11 protein-coding genes are annotated in these 13,224 nt (G+C 67.5%); 4 read left to right on the top strand and 7 right to left on the bottom strand.

The annotated features are described in order from the left end of the window. Positions 1–56 precede the first annotated feature (56 nt). The 4 genes from H5U26_RS05095 (at position 57) to H5U26_RS05080 (ending at position 5,309) form a co-directional block, all read left to right on the top strand. Positions 57–1,313 (top strand): CinA family nicotinamide mononucleotide deamidase-related protein, encoded by a 1,257-nt coding sequence (locus tag H5U26_RS05095; RefSeq protein ID WP_290617311.1) that lies wholly within the window; start codon positions 57–59, stop codon positions 1,311–1,313. A gap of 100 nt (positions 1,314–1,413) precedes the next feature. Next, entirely contained in the window at positions 1,414–3,033 is a 1,620-nt protein-coding gene (locus tag H5U26_RS05090) for an ATP-binding protein (protein WP_290617309.1), read from the top strand. Beyond that, positions 3,030–4,361, top strand: a complete 1,332-nt coding sequence (locus tag H5U26_RS05085; RefSeq protein WP_290617307.1) for a sigma-54 dependent transcriptional regulator — start codon at positions 3,030–3,032, stop codon at positions 4,359–4,361. Before H5U26_RS05090 ends, H5U26_RS05085 begins: the two co-directional genes overlap by 4 nt. 147 nt (positions 4,362–4,508) lie before the next feature. Next, positions 4,509–5,309: an SDR family oxidoreductase gene (locus H5U26_RS05080; RefSeq protein WP_290617305.1), complete on the top strand. Its 801-nt coding sequence runs from the start codon at positions 4,509–4,511 to the stop codon at positions 5,307–5,309. Positions 5,310–5,473: 164 nt separating this feature from the next. Here H5U26_RS05080 and queG read toward each other — a convergent pair whose 3' ends face one another. The 7 genes from queG to H5U26_RS05045 all read right to left on the bottom strand — a co-directional run bounded on the left by queG (position 5,474) and on the right by H5U26_RS05045 (position 13,014). Then, positions 5,474–6,535, bottom strand: coding sequence for a tRNA epoxyqueuosine(34) reductase QueG (gene queG / locus H5U26_RS05075; RefSeq protein ID WP_290617303.1), 1,062 nt, complete (start codon positions 6,533–6,535; stop codon positions 5,474–5,476). A 149-nt stretch (positions 6,536–6,684) separates the two neighbouring features. Further along, positions 6,685–7,269: a hypothetical protein gene (locus H5U26_RS05070; RefSeq protein ID WP_290617302.1), complete on the bottom strand. Its 585-nt coding sequence runs from the start codon at positions 7,267–7,269 to the stop codon at positions 6,685–6,687. Next, positions 7,266–7,943, bottom strand: a complete 678-nt coding sequence (locus H5U26_RS05065; protein WP_290617300.1) for a GNAT family N-acetyltransferase — start codon at positions 7,941–7,943, stop codon at positions 7,266–7,268. The genes H5U26_RS05070 and H5U26_RS05065 overlap by 4 nt, the downstream gene beginning before the upstream one ends. Further along, positions 7,940–10,648 carry a DEAD/DEAH box helicase family protein gene (locus tag H5U26_RS05060; RefSeq protein ID WP_290617298.1) on the bottom strand — a complete coding sequence of 903 codons (2,709 nt, stop codon included), beginning with the start codon at positions 10,646–10,648 and terminating at the stop codon, positions 7,940–7,942. Before H5U26_RS05060 ends, H5U26_RS05065 begins: the two co-directional genes overlap by 4 nt. 6 nt (positions 10,649–10,654) lie before the next feature. Further along, positions 10,655–10,864 (bottom strand): hypothetical protein, encoded by a 210-nt coding sequence (locus tag H5U26_RS05055; RefSeq protein ID WP_290617296.1) that lies wholly within the window; start codon positions 10,862–10,864, stop codon positions 10,655–10,657. Then, the gene (locus H5U26_RS05050; protein WP_290617294.1) at positions 10,861–11,385 is read right to left on the bottom strand and encodes an AAA family ATPase; all 525 of its coding nucleotides are present in this window, start codon (positions 11,383–11,385) and stop codon (positions 10,861–10,863) included. Before H5U26_RS05050 ends, H5U26_RS05055 begins: the two co-directional genes overlap by 4 nt. Positions 11,386–11,388: 3 nt before the next feature. Further along, complete coding sequence (locus H5U26_RS05045; protein ID WP_290617292.1) at positions 11,389–13,014, bottom strand: site-specific DNA-methyltransferase; 1,626 nt, start codon at positions 13,012–13,014, stop codon at positions 11,389–11,391. Between the last annotated feature and the right edge of the window lie 210 nt (positions 13,015–13,224).

The following is a 13,224-nucleotide window of genomic DNA, read 5'->3' as shown; positions in this document are numbered from 1 at the left end:
AAGGCGCACGGCATACTGCCCGGCGTTGTCCGGCCCTTCACCCGCGAGCGTCCAGCGTGAGTATTCCCAGACTGACCGCCTGCATCGTCAGTACCGGCGAGGAGGTGCTGCGGGGTGAACTGATCGACAGCAACAGTGCCGAGCTGGCGCGCCAGCTGGGGGAGGCTGGCTTTGAGATTCAGCTCATGCTCACGGCCGGAGACCGGCGCGCGGATCTGGATTTTGTCCTGCGCACGGCACTGGACCGCGCCGGCTGGGTGTTCATGACCGGCGGCCTGGGGCCGACCGAGGACGACCTGACCGCCGAGGTGGTGGCGCAGCTGGCGCAGGTGCCGCTGCAGTTCGATCTGCCAAGCTGGCAGCACGTGGAGCGCCGCTTCGCCGAGTTCGGCATCCCGCTGACCGAGAACAACCGCAAGCAGGCGATGTTCCCGGCCGGGGCGCAGATTCTGGCCAATCCCAACGGCACCGCGCCGGGCTTCGTGGCGAGCCTCTCGCTGGCCGACGGCGAACGGCGCATCGTCGCTCTGCCCGGGCCGCCGCGCGAGATGCAGCCCATGCTGCGCACCTTCCTGGCCAGCCTGCCGCAGGCGCGCAAGGCATCGCACAGCTTCATGCGTTTTCTGGGTATCGGCGAGTCCAGTCTGGCCGCGGCCATGCGGCCGTGGGCCGACCAGAACATCGAGCTCGGCTACCGGGCCATCTTCCCGGAACTGGAACTGAAGCTGTACGACGCCAGCGAGGCGCAGATCCGCAGCCTGCGCGCCTTCGCGCTGGAGAATTTCGCCGACTACCTGCTCGATTTCAGCGCCTTGAGCACGCCCGAGCTGTTCGCGCGCTATCTGACCGAAACCGGCCAGACCTTCGCCGTGGCCGAGTCCTGCACCGGCGGCCTGGTCGGCAAGATCATCACCGATCTGCCGGGCGCATCGGCCTATTTCCTGGGCGGCGTGGTCAGTTACGCCAACAGCGCCAAGCACGACCTGCTGGGTGTGGATGCGGCCACGCTGGCCGAGCACGGCGCGGTCAGCGAGCCGGTGGCGCAGCAGATGGCGCGTGGCGTGCGCGAGCGCTTCGGCGCCGACATCGGCCTGTCGATCACCGGCATTGCCGGCCCGGACGGCGGCACGGACCAGAAGCCGGTCGGCACCGTCTGGCTGGGCCGGGCGGATGCCCACGGCTGCTGCGCCCGTCACCGGCAGTTCGTGCGCGGGCGCGAATGGGTGCGCACCTTTGCCGCTCACGACGGCCTGCGCTGGCTGATGCGCGACTGGCTGCAGGCGCGCTGGCGGGCTGCCGTCGGCGGTGGCTGAGGGCACGCGCCAGCGCCCCGGGCCGGCGCCGGCACGCGGATCCCGGCACCGTCGGGCGCGGGCCGGCGGCGACTCCGAAGCGGCTGCCGAACGCCCCTTCGTGGATTTTTCGGGCGAGGGTCCCAGCAGTGCGCTGGTCGGACTGGCGGGGGAGGATCCGCAGGATCGGCTCACCTGGCGTCCGCTGTTCTGGTTCAACCTGCTGCGGCTTGGCAGCGCCGGGATGCTGCTGGGCCTGAGTCTGCTGCAGCCGCCGTTGAAGCCGCTGGGCAGCGCCGAGCCGCACCTGTATCGCCTGGCCGCTGTGGCCTACCTGACCGGCGCCGTGCTGGGCCTGGTGGCGCTCGCGCTGCGCTGGCCGCGCTTCAATCTGCAAGTCACTCTGCTGGTCGCGGCCGATGTTGCGGCCATCACCGTGCTCACCCACGCCAGCGGCGGGCTTGCCAGCGGGCTTGGCATCCTGCTGGTGGTGGTGGTGGCCGGTGGCGGCCTGCTGGTGTCCGGCCGGCTGGCCTTTCTGTATGCCGCCCTGGCCGCCCTGGCGGTGCTCGGCGAGAGCCTGTACCGGGTCAATGTGCTCGACCTGGCGCCGACCTACACCCAGGCCGGCCTGCTGGGCGCCACCTGTTTCGCGGCCGCCGTGCTGGCTTTCGAGATGGCGCGTCGGGTGCGGCGCAGCACCCTGCTGGCCAGCGATCGGCGGGCCGAGGCGCTGGCGCTGGTGCGCCTGAACGACGAGATCATCCAGCGCATGCAGACCGGGGTCCTGGTCATCGACGCGGCGCAGCGCATCCGTCTCGCCAACGGCTCGGCGGCGCGCCTGCTCGGACGCCGCATCGGCCCCGCCAGCCGGCTGCCGGAAGTGGCGCCGCAGCTGGATCGGGCACTGACCCTGTGGCGGGGTGGCCAGGAGCCCCCGCCCGGCAGCCCCGCCGATGCCTGGGTGCCGCGCTTCGCATCGCTTGGCAGCGGTCAGTCCGCCGATGTGCTGATCTTCCTGGACGATACGGCGACCCTGAACCAGCAGGCGCAGCTGCTGAAGCTGGCCGCGCTCGGTCGCCTGGTGGCCAGCATCGCCCATCAGGTGCGAAACCCGCTGGGCGCCATCAGCCACGCGGCCCAGCTGCTGGGCGAGGACGCCCGCCTGGGCGCCGATCAGCAGCCGCTGGTGTCCATCCTGTTGCGCCAGAGCGAGCGTGTGAACCGCATCATCGAGGAGGTGCTGGCGCTCGGCCGGCCGCAGCGGGTGGAGACCGAGTTGCTGGAGCTCGGGCCCTGGCTGGGGCAGGTCATCGATGCCTACTGCGCCAGCCACGAGGTGCCGCGCAGCGCCATTGCACTGAGTGTCGAGTCGGACATGGTGACGCGCGGCGCGCCGGGGCAGCTGCAACAGGTGATCGAGAACCTGCTGGACAACGGCCTTCGCCATGCGGCACGCGCCGCCCATCCGCGGGTAAGCGTGCGCGCCCGCCAGTCGGCATCGCGCGACCGGCCGCTGATCGAGGTCGAGGACCGCGGCCCGGGCGTGCCGCTGGCCGAGCGTGACCGATTGTTCGAGCCGTTCCACACCAGCCGCGCCGATGGCACCGGGCTTGGTCTGTTCATGGCGCGCGAGCTGTGCACCGCCAACCAGGCGCGCATCGAGTACTACACGCCGGCGGCCGGCGGGGCAGGCTTTCGCATCGTGCTGGCGGACCGCCGGCGCCGGCAGCTGATATGAACACCCTTCCCGAAGACGCGCCGCGGGTGCTGATCGTCGATGACGAGCCGGACCTGTGCGAGCTGCTGGCCATCACCCTGCGCGGCATGGGCCTGCAAAGCCACAGCGCCGGCACCCTGGCCGCCGCCAGGCAGGCCCTGAGCGACGCCAGCTACCGCCTGTGCCTGTGCGACCTGCGCCTGCCCGACGGCAGTGGCCTCGAGTTGATCGAGCACATCCAGCGCACGCAGCCGCAACTGCCGGTGGCCATGATCACCGCCCACGGCGACGTCGGCGCGGCGGTGGCGGCGATGAAGGCCGGCGCCTTCGATTTCGTCAACAAGCCGGTCAACGTGCAGGGCCTGCGGGGCCTGATCGATCAGGCGCTGCGGCTGTCGCGGGTACGCGCCGAGCCCGGCAGCGTGCCAACCCTGATCGGCGATTCGCCGGCCATGCAGGCGCTGCGGGTCATGGTCGCCAAGCTCGCACGCAGCCAGGCGCCGGTGTTCATCCGTGGCGAGTCCGGTGTCGGCAAGGAGCGCGTGGCGCGCCTGATCCACGCCCAGGGCGCGCGCGCCGGCGGACCGTTCGTGCCGGTCAACTGCGGCGCCATTCCTGAGCATCTGCTCGAAAGCGAGCTGTTCGGGCACGTCAAGGGCAGCTTCACCGGCGCCAGCGCCGACCGCGAGGGCCTGTTCCAGACCGCCGCCGGCGGCACGCTGTTCCTGGACGAAATCGGTGCCGTGCCGCCGGCCATGCAGGTCAAGCTGCTGCGGGCGCTGCAGGAGCGGGCCGTGCGCCCGGTCGGTGCGCGTCAGGAAATACCGGTCGACACGCGCGTGCTGAGCGCCACGCACGAGGATCTGGCCGCCCTGGTGCGCGACGGGCGCATACGCCAGGATTTCTACTACCGCATCAACGTCATCGAAGTCACCGTGCCGCCGCTGCGCGACCGGGCGCAGGACATCCCGGCGCTGGCGGCCGATCTGCTGGCGCGCATGGCCGGCGGCGAGCGGCTGGCGCTGACGCCCGCGGCCCTGACGGCGCTGCAGGGCTATGCCTTCCCGGGCAACGTGCGCGAGCTGGAAAACATCCTCGAGCGCGCCGCCGCGCTGTGCGAGGGGCCGCAGATCGACCGCGCCGACCTGCACCTGCCGGCCGCCTGCGAGTACCCGCCGGAGGGCGGCGCCGGCGGCGATGACCTGGACGCCGAACTGGACGGCGTCGAGCGCGACCGCATCGTGGCCGCGCTGGAAGCCACCCGCTACAACCGCACCGCCGCCGCCGCGCGGTTGGGCCTGACCCTGCGTCAGTTGCGCTACCGGATGCTCAAGCTGGGCTTGAATTGAAGCCGGCCGGCCAGTGGCCCCGGCGCCCCCGCGCGCTGCGCCGGGTGCGAGGCGCTGGTTTTGGGCTCCGGCAGTGTGGGGACTATCCGCGGGCGCGTCTCGAGCGTATTAAATGAGCTCCCGTTGCACTACAAGGAGGAGCTTTCGATGAAGGGACTACTCGACGGCCGTGTCGTCATCGTCACCGGCGCCGCACGCGGCATTGGCCAGGCTTACGCGCTGGCGCTTGCCGAGCACGGCGCCAAGGTGGCGGTTGCCGACCTGCTGGACCCGGCCGATACGGTGAACAAGATCAATGCCAGCCACCCCGAGTCGGCCATCGGCATCGCGGTGGACGTGGCGAACTACGCATCCTGCGAAGCGATGGTGCAAAAGACGCTCGACGCCTTCGGCTCGGTTACCGGCCTGATCAACAACGCCGCCCTGTTTGGCGTCAGCGCCAAGCAAAAGGGCGTGCAGATGCGCCCGTTCACGCAGATCCCGGAAGAAGACTGGGACCTGACCATGGCCATCAACGTGAAAGGCCCGTGGAACTGCTGCAAGGCCGTGGTGCCGCACATGATGGAAAAGCGCTACGGCAAGATCGTGAACATCTCGTCGCAGACCATCGGCATGGGCACGCCGATGATCCTGGACTACGTCACCTCCAAGGGCGCGGTGGCCACCATGGCGCGGTGTCTGGCGCGCGAGCTCGGTCCGTACGGGATTCGCGTCAACGCCCTCACGCCGGGTTTCACCCAGTCCCAGGCGGTCAAGGACCTGATGGGGAGCATCGGCGGCGCGGGCGATGCGATGACGGCGCAGTACGCCGCGCAGGCATGCCTGGGCCGCCCGCAGGTGCCCGAGGACCTGGTCGGTACGGCGGTTTACCTGATGTCCGAACTGTCGGATTTCGTGACCGGTCAGCTGCTCAACGTGGACGGTGGGCAGAGCCACACGGGTATGTGAGACGCACCCTGGCGAACTGCGGTTTGTGGTGAACGAAAACCCCGGCGGCCTGATGGCGCCGGGGTTTTTGGCGTGCGGGGCGGGACATTCATCGGCGCCACCGGCCACGCACCGCACGTGGCCAAGGTCAGGGCCGCTTCAATGACAGCTTGGCCGGTTCCGTGTCAGCCGGCGCCATGCCGTTGCAGCGCCCAGGCGACATGCTCGGCCACCAGCGGCGAGGCGCTGTCGCGATGCCGCCGCAGGCAGGCCACGGTGTCGGCATCGCCGGCCGGCGCGTTGCCCAGCGCCACGGCGATGTTGCGCTGCCAGCGCTGGTGACCGATGCGGCGGATGGCGGAGCCGGCCAGGCGGGTGTCGAACTGGTCCGCGGTCCAGTCCATGAGATCGATCAGCCGCGGCGCGTCCAAACCATGCCGGGGCGCGAAATCCGCCTCGCCGCTCGGGCGCGCGAACTTGTTCCACGGGCACACCAGCTGGCAGTCGTCGCAGCCGTAGATGCGGTTGCCCAGCAGCGGGCGCAGCGGCTCCGGAATCGGCCCCGGATGCTCGATGGTCAGGTACGAGATGCAGCGCCGGGCATCCAGCACGTAGGGCGCCACGATGGCGCCGGTCGGGCACACGTCGATGCAGGCGCGGCAGCTCCCGCAATGGCCGCCGGCGGGCATGTCCAGTGGCAGCGGCAGGTCGGTGTACATCTCGCCCAGAAAAAACCACGACCCGCCGCGCCGGTCGATCAGGCAGGTGTGCTTGCCGATCCAGCCCAGGCCGGCCTGCTCGGCAAGCGGTTTTTCCAGCACCGGCGCGCTGTCGCAGAAGACGCGGTAGCCGAACGGGCCGATCAGGGCGGCGATGCCGTCCGCCAGTGTTTGCAGGCGCTGGCGCACCCGCTTGTGATAATCCCGACCCAGCGCATAGCGCGACACGTAGCCCAGCGTCGGCGATTCGAGCACCGGCCAGGGCGCGGCGGCGCCGTCCGGCCAGTAATCCATGCGCACCGAGATCACCCGCAGCGTGCCCGGCACCAGCTCGGCCGGGCGCGAGCGCTTCGTGCCGTGCCGGGCCATCCACGCCATGTCGCCGTGATAGCCGCGCGCCAGCCAGTCGGCCAGGCGCTGTTCGGCCACGGCCAGGTCCACGCCGCCGATGCCAAGGCCGGTGAAGCCCAGTTCGGTAGACAGCGTGCGGATGGTTGCGGCGAGGGCGGCTGAATCGGCGGCAATCATTGCCGCGGCCTGGTCGGTCCAGCGCCCGCCTGACAACCCGAACAGCCGCCGTGCGGAGATTTTCGAGTCGAGGCGAAATCCCACCCGGCAAGGCGGCGCGCTTGCGGATATCGGGAAATGAAAAGTGACCTGCTCACGCCCGGATTTGTTCAGATTTTGCTATTCAGGAACTTGTCGCCGAACGGCCCATTCGGGCCGAACCTTCGGTAAAAATTTTCGCTGAATCCTTTGGGTTTCTGTCGAATCCATTGCGTGTGCACGATCCCCTCATCCTGGATCACCGGATACCATGTATCTTTCAATTCTGGATCGTTGTGGCAGCGATCCGCGACGGCTTCCAGAAAATTCCAGATCATTCTGGCGTAAATGTCGTATTCCCGTTCCTGGTTGGTCTTTGCCAGCGGATTTCTGTATATCGCTTCCGGCTGGCGCAGGTACGGCTTGTCGATCGCCATCTTGAGCAGATCCAGGTACATGTTGTCCAGTTCGGTGTAGTGAAGGTCATTCACCGACTTGCGGAAACTGCGCGCCTCATGCAGCAGGAGCAGAAACGCGGCAACGGCGGCCAAAGCCGCGGCAACGGCACTGGCCGCTGTCGGATTGAGCCAGATCAGAACCACGGCCGTGGCTCCCACCACGGCGAGCGTGGTTCTCGGATAGGACGAGATCAGACGGCAAACGGACACCACAGTTCCCGTGAGCCAGGCCATTGCATGCGACATGGCCTCCGTCATCGCGGTATCACTCCGCTCAGTTGCAAGGGATCGTCCACGGTACTGACCATACGCGCAATTCGCGGGTCGGATGGTGACTGGTCGTAGACGGCGACATACACCGTGCGCAGCCAGCGTTCCAGCTCGGCGCGGCGAATCACTCTGCCGTCGGCGGGTGGCAGGATCATCAAATCCATCACCGGCGGGGTGCGTCCGGTTTCAAGAGGCAGCAAGTAATCCAGCCCCTCGATCCGCAGGCAGCCCAGGCGCTGATAAAAAGCCTGCCTGCGAACGCGCATTGCACGGTCCGGCGACGCCTCCCGCCACGAATCCACCTCGAGCAGCACGGCGACATCGCGGCGGCCTGCCCGGGCCGTATCGACGCTGTGACGGAAAAGCTCCGCGCCGATGCCGCCGCTGCGAAAACCCTCGCGCACCGCCATATATTCCAAAAGGCAAAAATTGTCGTTTTCGGGCACGAAGGTGATGCTGTAGCCGATCAGCCGCTCAGCGCGGTGCAGCAGCACCACTCGATAATCGTTGCGACCGAGCAACGCCTGCAAGGTCGCCCGGGACTTTCGCTCCGCAGCCGGCATGGATGACCGGTAAAGCTCGAACAAGTCGTCGAATGCGGACGCGTTGGCGGGTGCCAGGATGCTGTATACGTCGTCCCCGGACGGGAGCGATGCCGTCACCGTACGTGCTCCTCTAGCCACTCCCAGCGCTTGTCCTTGACCATCACGAAGCGGCAGCGCCCCTCGGACAGGTTCGCCCACAGGCCGCCGATCAGGCGGTCGTCCTGGGCATCGGTCCAGCGGTCCGCGCCTTTGTATTCCACAACCAGGATGGCACCGGGTTTGCCATCGGCATCGGCAAGCTGGCAGACAAAATCCGGATAAAAACGCCCGTCAGCCTTCTGCAGGAAGAACGAACTGCCTTCCCGCCGCACCAGATTGCGTACCCAGAACCGAATGCGGCCCTGCTGCGCCTGCGTGTCCAGCCAGCAGGCGCATTCGAATTCCTCCTTGCTGTCGAAATCGCCGATGCGGCCGTAGAAGTGCCGGCGGAAATCGAAGTGCCCGAAACGGCCGTCGTAGTCGCGGCTGGGCGCGTAGGCGTGCGGGTTGAACTCGAAGGCGTATCGATCGGTCACCGCGACACGCGAGGCCGCATCCTCGCCAAACAGCGTCTGCTGGAAGGCCTTGCCGACCGCCTGGCGACGCAGATCACGGATGCGCGCTTCCAGCCGATTGCGGATCAGGAACTTCTGCAGATTGGCGCGGGCGAGCGTGAATCCTTCCCGGCGCAGCAGTTCGGTCAGCCACGCGGCGACGAAGGCCTGCTTGCTGGCGTGGGTGAGTGATTGCTCCGGCAGGTTGCGGCACAGCCAGGTGGCCAGACGCAGCTCGTCCCAGTGCTCGGGTTGATAGACCAGCCCCAGATCGCGTTGCAGATCGGGCAGGAAGCGCGAAACGACCTTGCCGCTCGCGTCGTCGACATCGATCTCGCCGCCTTCGGACACTTTCAGGCTGCCGTCCAGGGCCAGCAGATCCTCGTTGGTCGGCGTGGCGTCGAAGGGCGACAGGTCCCACGGGTACTCCAGCACTTCCGGGTCGTCGAACAGTTGCAACTGTTCTGAACCGCTGGGGCCCGGCACGCGCAAGGCCAACTGCGGCACGCGAAAGCGCTCCCCCAGTTCGGCCGGCGTGTGGGGCAAGGTGCGGCTGATCTGGGCGGCTTCCACGATCGCCGCCGCTGCGGTTTCCGACCTGACCGAAGCCTTGAGGACTTCGGTTTCGTCCTCGGTCAGCGACGTGGTGATGGTCAGCGTGCTCCGCTCGCCGTCCCAGCTCACCTTGTCGCGCACCGGCTTGGGCACGCTCGCGAGGTCGGGTTTCTCGGTCAGCGTGATCGACACCGGCTGCACCATGTCACGTTCGGCGTGGCCCTCCCAATCCAGCCGCGCCTGCTCGGCCTTGGCGGCGGTGACGAACTCGGCCACCTCGCGCCGCTCGAAGCCAGCCCCCGTTACCAGACGGTCACGCAGCGCGCTGGCCGTCTCGGCGAAATTGCGCGACACCACGAAGGCATAGGACTGATTCAGCGCCCTGGCCTGGCGGTGGCTGGCGCCCGGTTGCCGCAACACCCGCCCGAGCAGCTGCTCCACCGCCGTGGCCGACGACAGCGAGGCCATGCTGACCAGGATGTAGGCAAACGGGCAGTCCCAGCCCTCGGCCAGCGCCTTCTGCGTGATGACGAACTTCACCGGGCAGGCCGGGTCGGCAATGCCCAGTTTGTAGTCGGCCTCGATCTGCTCCAGGCCCTTTTCCTCGCCGGTGGCGACGACGATCTCATTGGCGGGAATGCCGTGGTTGGTGATCAGCTCCTGGCGCACGCGCTCGAAGTCCAGCGTGTCCACGCCGGCGCGGCGGGGCTCGGATTGAATCAGCACGATCGGCCGCAGGTAATCCGCGCCGGCGCGGCGTTCCTCATCCGCCAGCCTGTGCAGCGCATCGCGGCGGCCGATGGCGTCGGCCAGACACTGCTGCCAGTTCGGCTCGGTTTCCAGCATCACCGGCAGCTTGATCATCTCCTCCGCCTTCAATTCGGCGGCCGAGACGCTGTGCAGCACGTTGCTCGGCGTGCGTTCCAGGTCCGGAGTGGCGGTCAGTTCCAGCACGCCGCTGGGGCGAAAGCGCGCCAGCATGTCGAAGGCCAGTTCCGTGCGGCTGTTGTGCGCCTCGTCCACCACCACGAAGGGCCGGCGCAGGCGCAGCACGTTGGCCAGCGAGCAGGGCGTGGTGTGCTCGGCGCCTTCGCCTTCGGTCAGCAGTAGGCCGCGCTGCGTTGGCGACAGGTTGTCGAAGTGGTGCATCAGCGCGCCGCTGTTCTGGTACACCTTGCGCGATTCCTCGTCCTCCACCTGAAAGGCCTGCCGGGTGGCGACGATCACCGTGGTGGAGGTATCCAGCGTGGCGCGGGTGATGCTCTTGGCCTCGTCCAGATCCAGCACCGTGACCGGCCCGGCCTCGCGCAGCGCCGTGTGGTAGGGGTGCAGGCGGTTGCGCAGGGCGCGCAGGGTCTGCTCGCGGATCGGCTTGCTGGGCACCAGCCACAGGATCACGCTGTGCTCGCAGCGCAGCAGGTGCGTGTTGGCAAGCTGAACGCTCCTGGCGGCCAGCCAGGTCTTGCCGCCGCCGGTCGGCACGCGCAGGCAGAAGTACGGCATGTCGGGCGGAAAGCCCGCCAGCGGGTTGTACGGGTTGCCACGACCCCACAGACGCTCGGTGGTGGCGGTGAAGGCAATCGACGGCGACGGCAGCTCGTGGCAGGCCTTGAAATAGGCCTCCACGCTGTCCAGCACCTGCTGCTGGTAGGTCTTGGGAGCGAAGGTGGTCATGGTTTGTCACCCTTCGGCGTGCGGCTCCGCCACGTGAGGGCTTGGTGTTTCCGGTTGGGGCCGGATGTACTCGATCACGCCATCATGGCTGACCACAATGGCCGTGCCGGTTTGCGCGGCCAGCTCGCGCGCACGTCGGGCGGCGCGCAGCAAGGCGGGCCAGGAGCCGCGCAGATTCGGGTTGGCCGCCTGCTCGATGGGTTTGGGTTGCTTCATCTGTTTTCACTCCAGTCCAGCAGTCGTGGCACTTCCGCTGAGTTGTCGTACAGCGCCCAGGCATCGACGGCTGGCGCGTTGCGCTGCGTGAAGTTGTCGAGCCCGGCGGCGAAGCGCCGACGAATCACCGGCTCGGGAATGTGGTGGCCGCCCTGTTTCACCCGCTGTGCCACGCGCGCTACCGCCTCGTCGGCGCTATTCAGGCGCAGAAAAAACAACTCCACCCGGTACCCCGCCGTCTGCCACGCGCGAATGTGGCGCAGGTAGGTCCTGCCGGACAGCATGGTTTCAAAGGCAAAGCTCTGGCGCGCGGCAAAGTGGCGCGCCAATTCCAGCAGCATGACCCGCGCGGCCTGCACGGCTGCCGTCTGCGGCGCAAAGGGCGCCAAGCCGGCGGCGATCAGATCGGCATTGACGAACACCGGGCAGCCCGCCTCGTTGGGCAGGAACTCGCGGGCAAAGGTGGTTTTCCCCGCCCCGTTCGGGCCGGCGATGATGATGACTTTGAGTTCATCGCTCATCGCTTACACCTCCAGCGCGTACGGGGTCTGCTTGAAGGTGATGCCCTCGCGCGCGGCGCGTCCGCCCATGCGGTTGGCGGCGGCGTAGATCACTTTCGGGCCGGCGAAGCGGGGCAACAGGTCGAACACCGGGCCGGTGAGCACGTTGCCGCCGGCCACCGAGCGATCCTTGAGGATGCCGTTGTAGAGCAGGTAAATGGCGCGCCCCTCGTGCACGCCGATCAGCGGCGAATCGGCCTGGCCCGTGTAGCCGGTACCGGTCTCGGCGAACCAGACGAACTCGGCCAGCTGGGCAAAGCGCACGTCGCCGCGGATCTGGCCGTCGGCATCGAACAGCGGCTCGGCGGACAGGCGGCAGAACTGGAAGCCACCGCCGAGGCCCGCGACGGCCTGGCCCTTGGCGTTGGTGTAGCCGTTGGCGACGCGCCTGACGCGCTCGGCAGTGACGGTGCGAGCGATGTTGTCGTCCATCTCGACCAGGATGAAGCGACGGCTGCCGCCGTCCGCGGCGTTTTGCTTGAGCACCGCATGGCCGGTGGTGCCGGAGCCGGCGAAGCTGTCGAGGACGATGGAGTCCTTGTCCGTGGCGATCTGCAGGATGCGCTGGATCAGACGGGTTGGCTTCGGCGTAATGAAAACGTCGTCGGAGGTATCGAAATCGACCAGTTCGAGTAGCTCCTTCTTTGCTTCTTGCGTATGGCCAACATCCTTGTAAAACCACATCGTCTGCGGAACAACACCGTCTTTCACGTCGGTGAGAAATCGTTTGAACTGGGGGATTGAATCTTTCTTCTTTCCCCACCAAATGCGATTGTCCCGATCGAGTTCTTCGAAGCGTTCCTTTGAGATCGTCCAATAACGACCCTTTGGAGGTGCTTCAATCACGCGCCCTGATGGCGTCGTGAGCGAGTAAGTGCCATCAGAATAGAAATTTCGCGCGGATAGATCGCTTGTCTTCCAAGGCCCGCGTGGGTCATTGTCGGGGTTTTTGTACGCAGCATCTTGCGATTCATTGCGGCCGAGCAAATTTGGCTTCCACGTCTCGGAGTTTGCAGCATAGATGACGATGTAGTCGTGATCTTCAGAGAGATGACGTGCCGAGTTCTTGGGCGAATAGACTTTCTGCCACAGCACGGTCGCCACGAAGTTCCTCGCCCCGAAAATCTCATCCATCAGCAAGCGCAGCGCCGCCACTTCGTTGTCGTCGATGGAAACGAAGATGGCGCCGTCGTCCCGCAGAAACTGCCGCAGCAGCACCAGGCGCGGGTACATCATGCACAGCCAGCGGTCATGGCGGTCCAGCGTTTCGCCTTCCCGGCCGACCACCTCGCCCAGCCACTTGCGTATCTGCGGGCTGTTGACATTGTCGTTGTAGGCCCAGCCCTCGTTGCCGGTGTTGTAGGGCGGGTCGATGTAGATGCACTTCACCTGCCCGGCGTAGCGGGGCAGCAAGGCTTTCAGCGCGTGCAGGTTGTCGCCCTGCACGATCAGGTTGTTCGGCGTCCCGCCTTCGGTGCCGGCATCCGCCGCACCGCAGGACAGCCCCGGCACCGGCTCCAGCAGGCGCAGCGGCACGTCCTTGTGGTGTTTGACGACGGCTTCCTTGCCGATCCAGTTCAGCGTGGGCATGCGGGTTTCCGGCGGTGGGCGCGGGCCGGGACGCTGCCGGCCGGGGCTGCTGGGTGGCCACCGCCCGCGCGTGGGCGGTGTCGGCCGGTCCGCGGCTCGCCGGTCGGGCCCGGGGCCAGACGAATCGGCTGGCGATTATGAAGCAGCGCTCCGCCCGCGGTGGCGTGGCCGGCGTCCGTCGCCACCGGAAGTGGCCAAAAGCCAAGCCCC

This window comes from Immundisolibacter sp., from assembly GCF_014359565.1.
In the GTDB taxonomy this organism is placed as follows: domain Bacteria; phylum Pseudomonadota; class Gammaproteobacteria; order Immundisolibacterales; family Immundisolibacteraceae; genus Immundisolibacter.
Note: the sequence above shows the minus strand (reverse complement) of the source record. Positions and strands in the feature narration are given on the sequence as shown.